At 33.9% G+C, this 17,904-nt stretch carries 14 protein-coding genes; 1 reads left to right on the plus strand and 13 read right to left on the minus strand.

The window, feature by feature from the left end:
• Nucleotides 1-34: 34 nt before the first annotated feature.
• The 8 genes from secF to B6C99_RS09115 all read right to left on the minus strand — a co-directional run bounded on the left by secF (nucleotide 35) and on the right by B6C99_RS09115 (nucleotide 9,399).
• Nucleotides 35-1,030, minus strand: coding sequence for a protein translocase subunit SecF (secF, locus tag B6C99_RS09080; protein ID WP_086359548.1), 996 nt, complete (start codon nucleotides 1,028-1,030; stop codon nucleotides 35-37).
• Nucleotides 1,031-1,045: 15 nt separating this feature from the next.
• Nucleotides 1,046-2,902, minus strand: a complete 1,857-nt coding sequence (gene secD / locus B6C99_RS09085) for a protein translocase subunit SecD (protein WP_086359533.1) — start codon at nucleotides 2,900-2,902, stop codon at nucleotides 1,046-1,048.
• Nucleotides 2,903-2,960: 58 nt separating this feature from the next.
• On the minus strand, nucleotides 2,961-3,293 hold the full coding sequence (gene yajC, locus B6C99_RS09090; RefSeq protein ID WP_086359534.1) for a preprotein translocase subunit YajC: 333 nt from the start codon (nucleotides 3,291-3,293) through the stop codon (nucleotides 2,961-2,963).
• Between the two features lie 183 nt (nucleotides 3,294-3,476).
• Nucleotides 3,477-5,192 carry an NADH-quinone oxidoreductase subunit N gene (locus B6C99_RS09095; protein ID WP_086359535.1) on the minus strand — a complete coding sequence of 572 codons (1,716 nt, stop codon included), beginning with the start codon at nucleotides 5,190-5,192 and terminating at the stop codon, nucleotides 3,477-3,479.
• A gap of 6 nt (nucleotides 5,193-5,198) precedes the next feature.
• Nucleotides 5,199-6,743, minus strand: coding sequence for a NuoM family protein (locus tag B6C99_RS09100; RefSeq protein WP_086359536.1), 1,545 nt, complete (start codon nucleotides 6,741-6,743; stop codon nucleotides 5,199-5,201).
• Between the two features lie 16 nt (nucleotides 6,744-6,759).
• Nucleotides 6,760-8,607: an NADH-quinone oxidoreductase subunit L gene (locus B6C99_RS09105; protein ID WP_086359537.1), complete on the minus strand. Its 1,848-nt coding sequence runs from the start codon at nucleotides 8,605-8,607 to the stop codon at nucleotides 6,760-6,762.
• Entirely contained in the window at nucleotides 8,604-8,906 is a 303-nt protein-coding gene (gene nuoK / locus B6C99_RS09110) for an NADH-quinone oxidoreductase subunit NuoK (RefSeq protein WP_065577763.1), read from the minus strand. Before nuoK ends, B6C99_RS09105 begins: the two co-directional genes overlap by 4 nt.
• Nucleotide 8,907: 1 nt before the next feature.
• Entirely contained in the window at nucleotides 8,908-9,399 is a 492-nt protein-coding gene (locus tag B6C99_RS09115; protein ID WP_086359538.1) for an NADH-quinone oxidoreductase subunit J, read from the minus strand.
• Nucleotides 9,400-9,727: 328 nt separating this feature from the next.
• On the opposite strand from B6C99_RS09115, the gene ppc reads away from it, so the two are divergent.
• Entirely contained in the window at nucleotides 9,728-12,370 is a 2,643-nt protein-coding gene (gene ppc / locus B6C99_RS09120) for a phosphoenolpyruvate carboxylase (RefSeq protein WP_086359539.1), read from the plus strand.
• 17 nt (nucleotides 12,371-12,387) lie between these two features.
• On the opposite strand, the gene B6C99_RS09125 is transcribed toward ppc, so the two are convergent.
• The 5 genes from B6C99_RS09125 to aspS form a co-directional block, all read right to left on the minus strand.
• The gene (locus B6C99_RS09125; protein ID WP_158092465.1) at nucleotides 12,388-13,461 is read right to left on the minus strand and encodes an SEL1-like repeat protein; all 1,074 of its coding nucleotides are present in this window, start codon (nucleotides 13,459-13,461) and stop codon (nucleotides 12,388-12,390) included.
• 157 nt (nucleotides 13,462-13,618) lie between these two features.
• On the minus strand, nucleotides 13,619-15,082 hold the full coding sequence (gene ubiD / locus B6C99_RS09130; RefSeq protein WP_086359541.1) for a 4-hydroxy-3-polyprenylbenzoate decarboxylase: 1,464 nt from the start codon (nucleotides 15,080-15,082) through the stop codon (nucleotides 13,619-13,621).
• Nucleotides 15,083-15,138: 56 nt separating this feature from the next.
• The gene (locus tag B6C99_RS09135) at nucleotides 15,139-15,555 is read right to left on the minus strand and encodes a hypothetical protein (RefSeq protein WP_086359542.1); all 417 of its coding nucleotides are present in this window, start codon (nucleotides 15,553-15,555) and stop codon (nucleotides 15,139-15,141) included.
• On the minus strand, nucleotides 15,552-16,019 hold the full coding sequence (gene nudB / locus B6C99_RS09140) for a dihydroneopterin triphosphate diphosphatase (protein WP_086359543.1): 468 nt from the start codon (nucleotides 16,017-16,019) through the stop codon (nucleotides 15,552-15,554). Before nudB ends, B6C99_RS09135 begins: the two co-directional genes overlap by 4 nt.
• A gap of 10 nt (nucleotides 16,020-16,029) precedes the next feature.
• Nucleotides 16,030-17,787, minus strand: a complete 1,758-nt coding sequence (aspS, locus tag B6C99_RS09145; protein ID WP_086359544.1) for an aspartate--tRNA ligase — start codon at nucleotides 17,785-17,787, stop codon at nucleotides 16,030-16,032.
• Between the last annotated feature and the right edge of the window lie 117 nt (nucleotides 17,788-17,904).

Raw genomic sequence — 17,904 nt, forward strand, 5'->3', positions numbered from 1 at the left:
AAAGCTCTGTCAGGATATGACAGAGCTTAAATGATTAACGTAAAATTGCGTTTTGATCCGCACCTTCTGCTTCAACTTTTGGTGGCATAAAGTGTTCACGTTTCACACCTAATTTAAGCGACATATATGCTGCTACATAAATTGATGAAATTGTACCTAACACAATACCAACCCCTAATGTTTCAGAGAAACCTTTTAACATTGAACCACCGAAGATATATAAAATAATAACCACGGCTAACGTTGTGCCAGATGTCATTAAGGTTCGATGTAATGTTTGGGTTAACGAAATGTTTATAACATCATATGGCGACGCACGTCGTATTTTTCTAAAATTCTCACGAATTCGGTCGAATACAACGATAGTATCATTAAGAGAATAACCAATGATAGATAACATTGCTGCAATAATGGTTAAATCCAACTCACGATCAAAGAGTGATAAATAACCAGCGGTAATAACCACGTCATGCGCTAATGCTACAACAGCACCAGTACCAAATCGCCATTCAAATCGAAATGCAATATAGATTAAGATACAAATTAATGCAGCGCAGATCGCCAAAATACCATCTTGAGCTAATTCAGAACCAACCGTAGGACCAACGAATTCAATTCGCTTAATTTCAGCATTACTATCAATATCTTTATGTACTAAATTAGAGATTTTAGTACCTAATGCATTATCAATTGCAGATGATGCACTACCCTCATTTTGATTGGCGGTGGCTAATCGGATAATAATATCTTTACTGCTGCCATAATACTGAACGACTGGTTCATGATAACCTGCATCACGTAAACTATTACGTAAATCATCAAGATTTACGGCTTTAGTTACTGTCAGTTCAACGGTGGTACCACCGGTAAAATCCTGTCCAAGATTAAAGCCTTTAACAAGAATAACCACAAATGAAGCCACAACCAATAACATTGAGATAACAAAAGCAATAAAGCCAAATTTTAAAAAGTCGAGTACTCTTCGTCCATGATTTAATTCTCTAACATCATGATTTTCTTTTTTATTAATAGTCACAATAAACCTCTAAATTGATAACTTATTGACGCGACGACCACCATAAATAAGATTGGCCAGAGCTCGAGTCCCTACGATCGAGGTAAACATCGATGTTACGATACCGATACCTAATGTAATGGCAAAGCCTTTAATAGAACCTGTACCTACTGCATAAAGAATAATCGCAGTTATTAATGTGGTAATATTGGCGTCAAAAATACTACTCCAAGCGCCAGCATAACCTTCGTTAATTGCATGTTGGACACCTCGACCATTACTGAGCTCTTCTTTTATACGTTCATTAATTAAAACATTAGCATCGACCGCCATACCTACAGTTAGTACGATACCGGCAATCCCTGGCATACTTAATGTTGCTCCAGGTAATAAAGACATTGCACCAACAATTAAAATTAAGTTTGCAACTAATGCAAGACTAGCAAATACACCAAATAGACGATATACCACTAACATAAAGATTACCGAAATTAATAATCCCCATATACAAGATTCTAAACCTTGAGTGATATTTTCTTGCCCCATTGATGGACCAACTGTGCGTTCTTCAATTATTTGGATCGGCGCAATTAAGGCCCCTGCTCTTAATAGTAGTGATAAATTTCTAGCTTCATCAACACTACTAATCCCAGTTACTTGGAACCGGTCACTAAAAATACCTTGGATCGTTGCTACATTGATAACTCTCTCTTGTTTTTCAAGAATAGGTTTATCATTTTCATCACGTTTTCCCGTATCTTTATATTCAACAAATAATGTTGCCATTGCTTCTTTCAGATGTTTCTGCGTGAAATCAAGCATAGTTTTGCCACCAGCACTATCTAAGTTAATAGAAACTTCAGGTTGGCTATATTCATTTACTCTAAATGAAGAATCGGTAATATGATCACCCGTTAATACCACACGTTTATAAAGTAAGACCGGACGACCATTTTCCATATATTTTATTTCAGAACCATATGGAACACGCATTTCACCTTTTAAAATAGCTTCTAAATTAATTGAACCATCTTCATTTACTTGTCTAAACTCGAGGGTTGCAGTTGCACCTAAAATTCGTTTAGCTAATGCAGTATCTTGAATACCAGGTAACTCAACAACAATACGATCAGAGCCTTGACGTTGAACAATTGGTTCAGCAACACCTAATTGATTAACACGATTACGCAAAATGGTGGTGTTTTGTTGTACAGCATCACTTTTAGCTTGTTGTAGGCGCTGTTGGCTAACACTAATAACGATGCTATTTTCACTTTGCGAAGTTAATTCATAATCTTGCAATCCATTAATTTTACTAATGGCTTTGTTTCGATCTTCTGTATTATCAAATTGCATTAAGATTTGTTGATTACTACTTTTATTTAATGCTTTGTACTTTAGATTATTTTTATTGAACTCTGCTTTTAAATTTTCAATCGATTGTTCTGTCAATTTACTTAACGCAGTAGTCATATCTACTTCCATTAAGAAATGCACACCGCCACGCAAATCGAGCCCTAATTTCATGGGTTCGGCACCAATCATCGTTAACCATGATGGTGTTGCAGGCGCTAGATTTAGTGCAACAGTATAATCATCTCCTAATTCTTGTGATATTAATTCCTTAGCTTTCAGCTGAGTATCATTATCACTTAAACGAATTAAAATAGATTTATTTTCATAAACCAGTGATTTAGGTTCAATTTGATTTTTCACCAAAAGTTGTTTGACTTTATCTTGCGTAGCAACATTAATTTCGGCACTATTTGAACCTGAAATTTGTATAGCGGGATCTTCACCATAAATATTTGGAAGAGCATAAAGTAGGCCGACGCAAATCACGACGACCAACATAATGTACTTCCACAAAGGATAGCGATTTAGCACGACATATTCTCTTGTGGGATTAGATAATTAATACAATGAATTATAATAGGAAAATCTATTATAATGATTTCATTGTTCCTTTTGGTAATACTGATGTGATGAAGTCACGTTTGATAACAACTTCAGTTGTATCATTTAACTCTAACACAATATAACCATTTTCATTAACTTTCGATACTCGACCAATAAGTCCACCATTAGTTAACACTTCATCACCTTTTGAAATAGAAGCCATTAACTCGCGATGTGCTTTAGCACGTTTTTGTTGTGGACGCATAATCATAAAATAGAAAAACAGTCCAAACACGACTAACATGATAGGTAAAAAATAAGGATTTGCTTCAGCACTAGCACCATCCGCTGCGTATGCATTAGAAATAAAAAAGTCCATATTGGTCCTCTTAAATGTATATAAAAATATTAAAGTGCAGAATTATAACACAATAAATAAATCGATTATTAACTATTTCTTGCCAATATCTTTTAAGTCAACAACAAATATCATTATTATTAACTATTTTATTCAATTAACTAACTAAATACAGTACCCACCAACAATGAACCAGCAAAAAAATTAAGTCGTTAAATATTGTGCCATACTAACCAAGTTAAATAACCATTTAGGATAAACACCACATACCATGGTTAAAAATGCTGCGATAACAATAAACAATTCACTCACTTTTATGTCTTGCCACTTCAATTTAATAATAGAATTATTACTTGAGGAATCATCACGATTGATAGGCCTGATATATAGATTGAGTATAAGTCTTGAGTAGAAATATAATCCTATGGTACTACCAATCACTACTGCAGCAATTAACCACCATAATTCAGCAGTAACCCCTAATAAAACTAAAAGAAAACGCCCCACAAAACCCGCAGTAAGTGGTGCTCCAGCTAAAGATAATAAGCCGACTCCCATTGCTAAGGCTAAAACAGGTCGACGCCAAAATAATCCCGAAAGATCAATTTCCTTTTCATGATCCTGTAATTCATTGGAATGGGACTCTAAGCTGATCACGCCTAAGATACAGATGTTGGCAAAAATATAGCCAATTAAATAAACACCAATTGTTTCTAAAGCGAGCACTTGATACTGCACGGCAATTAATGCCAGCAAAAGATAACCAAAATGAGCAATTGATGAATAAGCCAATAACCTTTTTAAGCTACTTTGCAATAATGCCGATAAATTTCCCCATAGAATTGAACAGAAGGCCATAATAACCAAAATAATACGGATTGTTTCATTATTTACTATTGGCGCTAATAAAAATAATCTTGCAATAGCACAAAACACAGCAACTTTACCTACAGTTGATAGTAGTAATGAAATAACAGTCGGAGCCCCTTGATAAACATCGGGTAACCAAAGTTGAAAAGGTACTAGCGAAAGTTTAAAACCAATACCAACTAACATTAAACAAATACCAATTAATAATAAAGTACTTGGATAAGTCATGGTTGATAATTGATAACTTAAACCACTAAATGTGAGCTCGCCAGTAGTTGCATAATAGAAAGCAATTCCCATTAACAAAAATGAACTAGCAATGGCGGACAAAATCATATATTTAATCGCGGCTTCAAGCGCATGGGTTTGGATATATTGATAGCCGATTAAACCAATAAATGGAATCGAGAGCAATTCAATGCCAAGAAAGAATGACATTAAATGGCTAGCATAAACTAAAGTGACTCCACCTAACGTCATAAACAGCAAAATTAAATAGAATAACCCATGGTTGATTTCTTCTTGTACAAACCATCGATAAGCTAATGATGAAACTACGATTGAAATAAATAAAATTAAGCAGGTATAAAGTAATCCATAACCATCACAAGTAAATAATGCAGTAACATGACGTGCTTGCCATTCATTGTTAGTATCATTCTGCTGAGTATCATCAACCTGAGGGAATGGTCCCAGCATATCATTATTTTCCGCAATAGATTCGGTAACTTCTTCACTTGTTGAGGAGGTGGTTTCTTGCTCCGTAGGTACGCTATCAATAGTGACTGTTTGTTCTGTTGCAGATGTTGTATCGGTATTTTCTGGTGACGAAGAAACCGATATTTGCATATTATCACTACTAATATCTGATATTGCTTGGGTATTAAACGAAATTTTATACCCCCAAAATGCAGAACAAATTAGTGCAAAAATTAATCCCGATATGGTTAAAGTAGCACATTTTTTAGTATCTATTTTAAAAATAAATAGTGCGATGAGCAAAATTATTATGGCAAAGCTCAATATAAATATTGGCAATAAAGCTATCATAAGTTATTACTCTCCCACTCGTTCAGTAATTATATATTGCAGTGTTTGGTTAACAATAGAATAAGACATATCTAGAACCATTTTTGGATATAATCCAATAAAAATTAATACAATAAGAACACTAGACAATAGAAAAATATCTTTTTTACTCAGCAAGTGTTTTGTAACCGTAATTTTATCAACTTCACCATAAAAAATAGGTTGCATTCGAATAATTAACGATATTGACAATAACAATAATCCAATTGCTAATAAAATAGTGTAATAAGGATATGAATTATAACTACCTAATAACATCATATAATTACCTATGAAGTTAGCCGTTCCGGGAATACCTAACACAGCTAACATAAAAAACAGAGTAAAAGAAGACAAATACTTTACTTGCTCTTTTAAGCCAATAAATTGGTTAATGTTTCGAGTTAAATAGCATTCTGCTAATAAACCACTTATTATAAACATGCCAACAATAGCTAAATTAATCGCTACCATTTGAATAACAACACCTTGGAAAGCAATAACTGAGCCGCTAAAGATAATCGCCGTCACAAACCCCATTAAAGCAATATGGATATAAGCAATCAGTTTCTTAATATCGGTTTGATTAAAAGCAAGTAACGCGGTGTAAAATAGCGTGCATATAGCTAATACTAAAATAAACGGCATAATCGCTAACGAAGCATTAGGGAAAAGAGGTATCACAAAACGTAATAAACCAAATGCCGCCGTATTAACTAATAAACCACTAATCATCATCGAACCACTTGTTGAAGATTCGATATGTGCCTCAATAAACCAATTATGAAAAGGAATTAAAGGAATACGTATAATAAAAGCGGCTAAAAAGCCTAGCATTAATAAAAATTCGGTATTACTTGAAATCGGCGTCTTTGTTAGAATCTGATAATCAAAAGTCCATTTTGCCGTTAGATTCCAGTTGATCAAAGCCAACGACACAATCGATATTAGCATTAGTAGGCTACTTATCTGAGTGTAAATTAAAAATTTGCTAGCTCCATTAAAACGTAATTGAGAATTTAAATCACGTCTGCCCCACAATGAAATTAAAAAATAAATTGGAATAGCTACCGCTTCCCAGAAGAAAAACATTAAAAACAGATCAGTAATTACGAATAACATCATAATAGCTGATGTCATAAATAATACACATAAATAAAATAATCCGACATTATTAAGATTTTCTTTACTTGAATAAACAATAACTAACAATACAATAAAGAGTGTCGAACTAATAACAATCAAAGATAAACCATCTAATACCAGATGAAAATGAATGCCAAGTAAAGGTATCCAATCAATATTAACTTCTTCAATCCAATTTGGACTTTGTTCTAAAGCAGTATTTGCATCTGACCATGAAACAATTACCAAAATAAATGTGACTAATATGGTTGTAAGAGCAATCATCATTGGTAAACGTTGCCAACGCAACTGTATATCGGTTGAAGTCACGATTCTTTGTAAAAATACATGACAAAACCAACCAATAAATCCACCAATTACAGGTAAGAAAACAAGCCATAGCAACATTAAGTTCACACCTTTATCAAATAAAAATCAATAACATTAATATAATAATGCTACCTATTACCATTGAAACCATATACCATCTTATTTGTCCATTTTCTAAACTGACAATATAGGCATTTATTTTCTTTATCCCCCACATGATCCAATCATCCCATAAGGCTAGTGGATCCTTTTTCAATAAGTTTGCTAAATAAATATACGGTTTTACAAAAAGATTATTTAACAAATAGTCGAATCGCCAATCACTTTTACATAATTTTCCTAACGATTTGATCATCGGAGTATTGAGAATTTCATGAACCTCAGCATTCGGATGAGCATAAAGAATATATGCAATAACTAAACTTAATAGGGTTACTGCACACAACAATATTCTAAATAGGACCTGGCCTTGTGTATCTAAATTGGCTATTGGGATTATCCCTTGTATCGGTAATGGCAAGTAGATAAACAGTGCCGTAGTAAATATCAATAAAATAAAAATCGGATAATAATTTATTTTTCTGATTCTTATTATTTTTTCAATTTTAATTGAATGATGAAAAACTAAAAATATCAAACGCCAAATGCATAAACTCGACAATAAAATTCCTAATAAGCCAATAGTACCGGCCATTAAGCTATCTTGAGCCATTAACCCCCAAATAATATCGCCTTTAATATAAAATGATGCGGAAACCCACGGTAAGGCACTAAGTGATAACATGATTACTAAGAAGATTGCATATAAGACTCTATTAGACTTTAACAAGCCACCAAGTTTATTGATGTCCCGTTCACCTTGGCACTGTTTGATTAAAATTGCAGAAGCAAGAATGAGTAAAGTGCTAGTAACAGTATAATTAATCAAACAACTTAAGGATAAATTCCAGCTCTGTGTCGAAAATGCATAAAATAGATAACTTATTTGCGCTAAATTGATATAAGTTATAATCTGTTTTATATCATTTTGAACCAAAGCGATACTACTAGCAAAAATAACAGTCAAAGAAGCGAATAAAAGCATTATATAAAGCGTATCACTTGACATCATAAACAGATTACTTAGCCTTAAGACTAGATAAACACCCGCGAATATAACAGTAGAAGATTGCAATAACGCGATAGCAGGCATCGGTGCTAGTGTTGTTTCTTTGAACCATGAATGCATTGGAAAAAGCGCTGATTTACTCATAGCGCCAAAGAATAACATCAACGTAATCCAAAAAATAATGTCTGAATCAACTGCTAAGTCATTATGAGCTTTTATTAAAATATCACTGATTTTTAATGTTTCTAAAGTCTGATAAAGTAAAAATATACCTATGATTAGAAAAATATCAGTTAAATGCATCATAACAAATGCTTTAACTGCTGCATAACTATTGCGAGCTTGTTTGTAGTAAATACCAATAAGTAAGTAAGTACTTATACTCACCCCTTCCCAACCAAGTAACATCACAAACAAATTATCAACAAGAACAACCGTTAACACACTTGCTATCAGTAAATTGCTATATGCATAAAAAGTGTAAATATCTTTCCTCGATTTTAAATAACAGGCAGCAAAAAAATAGATCAACAAACCAAAGAATGATATTAATACCAAGAATGTCAGTGATAAGCCATCTAGCGTTAAAGATATAGGAACATCAAAATCACCAACTGAAAACCAAGTCCATAAATTTCTTGTATAAACCAATGTCATATCTGGAACTGTATTGGTAGTAAAATCAATACAAGAAAATATTGTTATTAATCCAACAAGAAACATCGTACAAATCCCGATTAACATAACATTAATGGATTGTATTTGTCGCCCAAAACAGACTAATATCAAGAAAGATAGCAATGGAACAATGATAGTTAAATAAAGTAAATTCATCCTTTCATTTCACTCAATGAGTCAATATTAAAGTTTTTACGTCGATAAATTAATTTTACCAATAAAGCAAGCCCGACCGATATTTGAGCTAATACAGCGGTTACCGCTAATATAGCAAGCACCTCTCCATCGGATTGCTGCCAATAACTACTTGCGACAAAAAGTGCAGCGATGGCCCCATTATTCATGATGACAAGACTTAACAATAAGAAATAGAGATTACGTCTAATCATTACCCCTAAAAGTCCTATTACAAATAAGATTGAGGCAAAAATCAAACCATACATAAGTGGTATCACATTATTTCTCCGACAGCATTCGATGCATAAAATGATAAGATATAACTGCAGCGCCTAACAGTAAAAACGCAGCTAACTCAGCCATTAATACATAAGCATAGATTGACATTTGGTGCATCAATTCATGCGATTCAGTGAACTGCGTATAGTCAGTACTTACTACGCCATAAATAAGAACAACTAATAAAATAAATGCTAAAACTAATGGCCCTAGCCAAATTTTGGGGCTAATACCATGTTTACCATTTTCAACATTGTCACGACGCATTTCCAGCCTTAAAGAAACAGCCCTAAACAGGATGACTGCTCCGCTAATAAACAAGAGAATATATAAAACAGCCGAAATATATGTTTCTAGTAGAATAAATATTAATGCTGATGCAAAAAGTGATATAGCCAAATATAAAATTGCTTTTTCTACTCGCCGACAAAAAATCACTTTTATACTTGCAACAACAGCAATTATCGATGCGATATAAAAAACAACGATCATTAATTCATCCAATACCTATTCATAATGTCATTAGTATATACTTAATTGACAACAATATACAGTTTACTAACCTAGTGTTAATACAAAAAAGTCTTTCTAAATAGAATTTTAACTTTTCATGATAGTAAGAATATTCATTTAGCAAATATAATAAAAACAATAGAAATAATAAAATCCATAAAATTTTATTATTTAAATTCAATACAACATTGTTATAAAGTATATATCCTGAGCGATTAACCTATATTTATACCTTTTTCTTTAAATTGTCATTTTAATCGTGCAGCTTAAAGGTACTTAGGCAAAATATAAACAAGTAGAGAATAGAATGAATAATCAATACTCATCAATGCGAAGCAACGTCAACATGTTAGGCACCCTATTGGGCGATGCAATTAAACGCGCAACAGGTAATGAAACTTTCGATTTAGTCGAAAAAATCCGTCAGTTATCCAAATCGGCGCAACAAGGAAATAAACAAGCGCATAATGAATTACTTAAGTTAATTGAGAATCTTAATGATCAAGATCTACTTCATGTTGCACGTGCATTTAACCAGTTTTTAAATTTAGTTAACACTGCTGCAGAGTATTATGGTATTTCGCCTCATGGCGAAGCATCAAGTAGTCCTAAAAAAATGACTGAATTATTCAAATCACTTAAAAACTTAAATTTTGCCCCTCAGACTATTTCACAAGCGATTGATAATTTATCTATTGAGTTGGTACTTACTGCTCATCCAACGGAAATCAACCGCCGCACAATGATTAATACTTATACCGCAATTAATAGTTGCTTATCACAACTTGACCATAATGATTTAGCCGATTATGAAAAAGAACGGATTATGCGTCGTTTAAAACAGCTCGTTTGCCAAGCATGGTATACCGATGAAATTCGTAAAAAACGTCCTACTCCTCTTGATGAAGCTAAGTGGGGATTTTCGGTTATTGAAGATAGTTTATGGGAAGGTGTTCCTTTATTTTTACGTGAGTTCAATGACCAGCTAGTTGATTCCTTTAATGAAGAACTATCCGTTGAACATGTACCCGTTAAATTTACCTCATGGATGGGCGGAGATCGAGATGGCAATCCAAATGTAACAGCAAAGGTGACTGAAAAGGTCATGTTACAAGCCAGATTAAAAGCAATCGAATTATTTTTAGCTGATATTCAGATTTTAGTTCGTGAATTATCCATGACAGAATGTAGTCAATCGGTTATTGATTTATTAAACGAACAAAATAAAACAGCATCAGAGCCTTACCGAGCAGTAATGAAACAACTACGATCTCGTTTAGTTAAAACCCATAGTTATATCGTTTCACTATTAAACAATGAGCAAGTTTTAGCGCCAGTCGATCTGTTGACTAAAAATGAACAATTATGGACACCACTTTATATCTGTTATGAATCTTTAATAGAGAATGGCATGTCAACTATTGCTCATGGGCCATTATTAGATACACTAAGACGTATTAAAAGCTTTGGATTACAATTAGTTCGATTAGATATTCGCCAGGATAGTTCTGTACACACAGAAGCATTAGACGCCTTAACTAAAGAACTTAATTTAGGTAGTTACGCCTCATGGACAGAAGAAGAAAAACAGGAATTTTTATTAGCTGAATTACAATCTAATCGACCATTACTTCCTTATAATTGGCAACCTGATGAAATGGTTCAAGAAGTGTTAGATACCTGCCGAGTTATCAAAAAAGCTGGTGAGGAATCAATTGCTTCTTATGTAATTTCAATGGCCAAAGCACCTTCTGATATTTTGGCCGTTTATTTACTTCTAAAAAGTGTTGATTGCCAAAAAAATATACCTGTTGCGCCATTATTTGAAACCTTAGAAGATTTAAATAATGCTAAATCTGTTATGCAAAAACTTTTAGATATTCCGTGGTATCGTGAAAAGATCAATGGCAAACAGATGGTAATGATTGGCTATTCAGATTCAGCGAAAGATGCAGGAACACTTGCTGCGTCATGGGCACAATATCGTTCACAAGAAGAACTAGTCAATTTATTTGAAAAATATAATATCAACTTAGTATTATTCCATGGTCGTGGAGGTTCAATTGGACGTGGTGGTGCACCAGCTCATGCGGCTTTACTTTCACAACCACCTGGATCACTTAAAGGAGGTTTACGTGTTACAGAACAAGGTGAGATGATTAGATTTAAGCTTGGTTTACCTGAGGTTGCACTTAGTAGTTTAATGCTTTATGCCTCAGCAATTTTACAAGCAAATTTACTTCCACCTCCAGAGCCTAAGCAAGTCTGGCGAGATATTATGGATGAAATGTCAGATTATTCTTGCCAATGCTATCGAAGCTATGTTCGAGAAAAAGCTGAATTTGTCGATTATTTTAGAGCAGTTACACCAGAAGCTGAACTAGGTAGATTACCATTAGGTTCTCGTCCACAAAAACGTCGAACAGGTGGGGGAATTGAGAGCCTACGAGCAATACCATGGATTTTTGCTTGGACACAAAACCGTTTAATGGTGCCATCATGGCTCGGTGCAGGTAGTGCACTTAGAGTTGTTATCAGTGAGGGCAAAAAAGAGCAATTGCAAGATATGTATCATAATTGGCCATTTTTTAATGCTCGTTTAGGAATGCTAGAAATGGTTTATGCTAAAGCTGCCCCAAATATTCATGAATATTATGAACAACGTCTAGTTTCTCCAGCATTATGGCCACTAGGAGATGAATTAAGAAATTTATTGACTGAAGATATCAATACTGTACTAACCATCACGGATGATATTAGCTTAATGGCAGACCTGCCTTGGATTGCTGAATCAGTTGCATTGCGTAATACTTATATTGAACCTCTTAACTTATTACAAGCCGAATTATTGAGTCGTTCTCGTAAAAATAATGATGAAAATAGTATCGTTGAGCAAGGGTTAATGATAACTATTTCAGGCATTGCAGCAGGAATGCGAAATTCAGGATAATAAAAAGTAAAAAGGGCTTATTCGCCCTTTTTACTTTTCGCTGAAATCTCTTCTAGATAAGCTTTCGCATCTTCATCGCCCTGCTCGCTGGCTTTAGTGAACCAATAAATCGCAAGGTTATCATTTTGTTTAACGTCTTCACCTTCTAGATATTTAATTCCTAAATTATATTGCGCATCAACACTTCCTTGCTTAGCGGCTTTGGTATACCATTCTATCGCTTTTTGTTCATCTTTTTGTACACCACCACCAACATCATACATAACAGCAATATTATATTGAGCGTCAGCATTACCACCTTCGGCAGCTTTAGTAAACCAATGTGCAGCTTGAGTATTATCAGGTCTTGTTCCTGCACCGGTTGCATACATAATACCTAAATTATACATAGCCAATATATGACCACGTTCTGCAGCTTGAGTATAAAAATAAAGCGCAGCAACATAATCCTGAGTTAAACCATCACCATTTTGAGACATTACCCCTAAATAATATTGTGCTTCAGGATTATTATCTTTGGCCGCTTTACTAAACCAGTCAGCAGCTATCATTCGATCTTTCTCTACACCATCACCAAAAAAGTACATAATACCTAAATTTAAATAGGCATCATAAATACCTTGATCACCAGCTTGGCTAAAATAATTAATCGTAGCAGAAATGTCTTTAGCAACTCCCTCACCATTTTTATACATTAACGCTAAATTATATTTAGCTAAAGCGTAGTTCTGATCAGCTGCCAATTTAAAATATTTAAATGCTTCAGATAAATTTTCTTTAGTTCCTAATCCATTTTGATACATATAAGCTAAATTGTTTTGTGCCTTAGCTAATCCTTGTTCAGCTGCTTTATTGAACCAAAAAAAGGCTTTTAAATCATTAACTTCTACTCCCAATCCCTGCTTATAAATTGTTCCTAATGAATATTGTGATTGCATATCACCCTTTTCAGCAGACAATAGCAAAGAAGGAATTAATGAACTAGGATCACTAACTTTTAGCTCGGTATCTGTTTGTGTTTTAGCCTCGCTTGCAAATGATCCACAAGAGATAGATAACATCAAAGCCAATATAATTTGAAATCTTTTCATAATTGTGTAAATGCTATAATATTGAAAGTAATTATACATAATTGATTAAAAAGGGAATAGTTTTGTTTTTTTATAGTTACCTTTTTTCTTTATTTGATTGAAAGTTAATGTTATTTTTTATGATGGTTAAATATTATATACCGATAAATTAAATGTGCTATAAGCCTAATTCATCCCAAATTTCATCAATATGTGCAACCACTTTTTCATCTTTAGTAATAATGCTACCCCATTCTCGATTTGTTTCGCCCTGCCACTTGTTTGTAGCATCCAATCCCATTTTAGATCCTAAGCCAGACACTGGTGAAGCGAAGTCTAGATAATCAATTGGAGTATTATCAACAAATGTAGTATCTCGGTGTGGATCCATTCGTGTTGAAATCGCCCACATAACATCTTTCCAATCCCTAGCATTAATATCATCATCACAGACGATAATAAATTTAGTATACATAAATTGTCTTAAATAGGACCAAATGCCCATCATGACTCTTTTGGCATGCCCTGGATATTGTTTTTTTATTGTGACAATAGCAATCCGGTAAGAACATCCCTCTGGTGGAAGATAAAAATCAACAATTTCAGGAAATTGTTTTTGCAATATTGGAATAAACACTTCATTTAATGCTAATCCCATTACTGCAGGTTCATCTGGTGGCCTACCAGTATAAGTGGAATGATAAATGGCATCTTTGCGTCTAGTTAAATGAGTCACAGTGAACACGGCAAATTTTTCAACTTCATTATAATAGCCAGTATGATCACCATAGGGACCTTCAACAGCTAGTTCGTTTGGATCGATATAACCTTCGAGAATAATTTCAGCTGTCGCTGGCACTTCTAATTCATTTGATAATGACTTAACAACTTCAGTTCGACTATTTCGTAACAATCCTGCAAAAGCGTATTCTGATAATGTATCAGGTACCGGCGTAACAGCACTTAATATAGTTGCCGGATCAGCGCCTATTGCGATACTAACAGGAAAATTTTCATTTGGATGAGATTTTTGCCATTCAGCAAAATCAAGCGCGCCACCTCGATGCGATAACCAACGCATGATTAATTTATTTTTACCCAATAATTGTAAGCGATAAACACCAATATTTTGACGCTCTTTATGAGGTCCTTTGGTTACTGTTAACCCCCAAGTTACAAGTGGAGCAACATCTTCTGGCCAGCAATGCATAATAGGTAATTGAGTTAAATTGACCTTATCATCTTTAAAAATTAATTCCTGACAAGGTGCTGAAGAGCAACGCTTTACCGGCATATTGAGAACTTGTTTATATTTAGGCAAAACATTAAAAAACTGTCGAATACCTTTCGGTGGTTCAGGCTCTCGTAAAAAAGCGAGTAATTCGCCAATTTCTCGCAATTCTGTAGTTTCTTTACGTCCCATCGCCATAGCGACTCGTTTAGCCGTACCGAAAAGATTACACAATACTGGAATTTTATAACCAATTGGATTTTCGAATAATAATGCCGGGCCTTGTGAACGTAATACACGATCAGCGATTTCTGTCATTTCAAGATAAGGATTAACTGGATAACTAATTCGTTTCAGTTCGCCTTGCTGCTCAAGGTAATCTAAAAAATTTCGAAAATTAGATAATGCCATTATGACTCCTTTCAACTCTAAATTACATTAATCAAATACAAGCTGATAAATATTAACTAATCTGCATCGAAGTTTTCACTATATATAGGAACTTCTTTGATCTGATTACACTCAACAATTTTAGGTAATAAAATTTGAAACTGTTGTTGATCAACTTCAGTAAATTTATTTTGATCTACTTGATAAAATAAATAATCCTCAGCTTTATTATCAGTTTGAATCGAAGCTAACCAGTAATTACGATCATCACTATTTTCATTGGCAAAAATTTTAATAATGCTATTTTCTCGTTTCTCAGGTTGATTATGTAATTTATAGTCGATAATTTTTTCGGCAATTTGAGAATCATACTCATCAAAAATAATGTAGTCACCTTGATTAGCTTTACATTTTTTTATATTTATCTCAGCATAACTGTTTGACATTAGAAAGAATAAACTAAACAACAAAAAGATATATTGATTAAATTTCATTTTTGGTCTCTTAAATTAATTTTCTCAATTGAACCAATTTTACCAATAGCATCACAATTATTTGGTGATACAGTAAGATTGGCTGCACTATTTATAGTTAACCATTGATAAGATAAATGTTCTGTAAGCACTGGCGTTATCTCATCACAAAGAGGTAAATAAAACCAATGCTCTTTATTTATCTTTACTTCTGGTGCATACCGATATCTAAACTGAGGGAAAATTTCAAATTCAACCACATGTTTTGCGTCAATTAATTTAAGATTTTTTCCATTAATATCTATACCGGTCTCTTCAAAAACCTCACGAATTGCCGTATCCCTAGGCAATTCATTTTTTTCCAAACTACCTGTAACTGATTGCCAAAAATTAGGATCATCTTTACGTTGCAACATAAGAACTCGCTGAGTGCTTTTACAATAAATAACAACTAAAACAGACTCAGGGTTCTTATACTTTTGCATATAAATACCGTTACTTTTGGCTCACTTCAATACCAAGTTCCTTTAACGCTGCTGGATTAGCTGGACTAGGCGCATCAGTTAACAAACATGTGGCTGCAGTTGTTTTTGGAAAAGCAATAACATCGCGGATATTATCTGTTCCAGTTAATAGCATAGTTAATCTATCTAAGCCAAAGGCTAAACCTGCATGCGGTGGCGTACCATATTTTAGCGCATCAAGTAAGAAGCCAAATTTTTCACGTTGATCATCTTCATTAATACCTAAAATTGAGAATACGGCTTGTTGCATTTCACTTCGATGAATACGCACAGAACCACCACCGACTTCATAACCATTAATAACCATATCGTATGCATTAGCTACCGCATTTTCAGGGTTACTGATTAATTGCTCTGGAGTGAAATCCTTCGGTGATGTGAATGGATGATGCATAGCACTTAAGCCTTCGTCTGTTTCTTCAAACATAGGGAAATCAACAATCCAAAGTACTGCCCATTTGTTTTCATCAGTTATACTTAAATCTTTACCGACTTTCAAACGTAAAGCCCCTAATGCATCACTAACAATTTTATAGCTATCTGCACCAAATAGTAAAATATCACCATCTTTAGCATCAGCACGATTCAATAAAGCTTCCATTTGAGTTTCATTAAAGAATTTAGCTATAGGGCTTTGTACACCAGCTAAACCTTTGTTACGTTCATTAACTTTGATCCACGCCATACCTTTAGCGCCGTATACCGAGATAAATTGCGTATAATCATCTAATTGTTTGCGCGTTAATTGTGCACCATTTGGTACGCAAAGTAGCGCAACACGACCTTTTGGATCATTCGCTGGCGTTGAAAATACTTTAAAATCAATATCTTTTACTAAATCAGCCACATCAATAATTTCCAGTGGATTACGTAAATCTGGTTTATCACTACCAAATCGTCGCATTGCTTCAGCAAAAGTTAATATTGGAAAACTACCTAAATCGACATTTTTCACATGTAACCAAAGTTCACGAATCATTTTCTCCATAATTTCACGCACTTGTTCAGCACTCATAAAAGATGTCTCAACATCAATTTGAGTAAATTCTGGTTGACGATCAGCGCGAAGATCTTCATCACGAAAACATTTAACTATTTGATAATAGCGATCAAAGCCTGACATCATTAGTAGCTGTTTAAATAACTGCGGCGATTGTGGCAATGCATAAAACTCACCATTATGAACACGACTTGGTACAAGATAATCTCGAGCCCCTTCAGGTGTTGCTTTGGTTAACATTGGTGTTTCGATATCTAAAAAGCCATGTTCATTCATGAAAGAACGAACAAATGCGGTAATTTTGGCTCGAGTTTTGAAAATGGTAGACATTTCCGGACGACGCAAATCAATATAACGATATTTTAAACGCTGCTCTTCACTGTTATTTTGATTAAAATCAAGAGGTAAGATATCACTACGATTAAAAATAATCAGCTCTGTGGCCAAAATTTCAACTTCACCCGTTGCCATATCTTTATTAACTTGACCATCAGGTCTTGCTCTTACTTTCCCTTTAATTTGAATACAAAATTCATTACGTAATTCGCTAGCTAATTCGTGTGCTTGTGGGTAATCAGGATCAAAAAAAACTTGCACAATTCCTTCACGATCACGCATATCAATAAAAATCATTCCACCTAAATCTCGGCGTTTATTGACCCATCCACATAGTGTGACTTCTTGATTAATATAACTTGCGTTTAATTGTCCGCAATAAATTGTTCTCATTAAATATATCCTGTGTACAATTGTCAAAAATGATAATTATTATAGAGCAATTTATCGGGGGATAAAGACCATCTATAAAAATAATCCTTATTTAATTTATTTATACTCAGTTTAGTG

Source organism: Gilliamella sp. N-G2 (assembly GCF_002142215.1).
In the GTDB taxonomy this organism is placed as follows: domain Bacteria; phylum Pseudomonadota; class Gammaproteobacteria; order Enterobacterales; family Orbaceae; genus Gilliamella.

Coding starts and splice junctions, on each gene's coding strand:
- B6C99_RS09100 (WP_086359536.1), bottom strand. CDS start 6,743: ATGTTGCTATGGCTTGTTTTCTTACCTGTAATTGGTGGATTTATTGGT.
- aspS (WP_086359544.1), bottom strand. CDS start 17,787: ATGAGAACAATTTATTGCGGACAATTAAACGCAAGTTATATTAATCAA.
- nudB (WP_086359543.1), bottom strand. CDS start 16,019: ATGCAAAAGTATAAGAACCCTGAGTCTGTTTTAGTTGTTATTTATTGT.
- B6C99_RS09135 (WP_086359542.1), bottom strand. CDS start 15,555: ATGAAATTTAATCAATATATCTTTTTGTTGTTTAGTTTATTCTTTCTA.
- B6C99_RS09105 (WP_086359537.1), bottom strand. CDS start 8,607: ATGAATTTACTTTATTTAACTATCATTGTTCCATTGCTATCTTTCTTG.
- B6C99_RS09125 (WP_158092465.1), bottom strand. CDS start 13,461: ATGAAAAGATTTCAAATTATATTGGCTTTGATGTTATCTATCTCTTGT.
- ppc (WP_086359539.1), top strand. CDS start 9,728: ATGAATAATCAATACTCATCAATGCGAAGCAACGTCAACATGTTAGGC.
- B6C99_RS09115 (WP_086359538.1), bottom strand. CDS start 9,399: ATGATCGTTGTTTTTTATATCGCATCGATAATTGCTGTTGTTGCAAGT.
- yajC (WP_086359534.1), bottom strand. CDS start 3,293: ATGGACTTTTTTATTTCTAATGCATACGCAGCGGATGGTGCTAGTGCT.
- ubiD (WP_086359541.1), bottom strand. CDS start 15,082: ATGGCATTATCTAATTTTCGAAATTTTTTAGATTACCTTGAGCAGCAA.
- B6C99_RS09095 (WP_086359535.1), bottom strand. CDS start 5,192: ATGATAGCTTTATTGCCAATATTTATATTGAGCTTTGCCATAATAATT.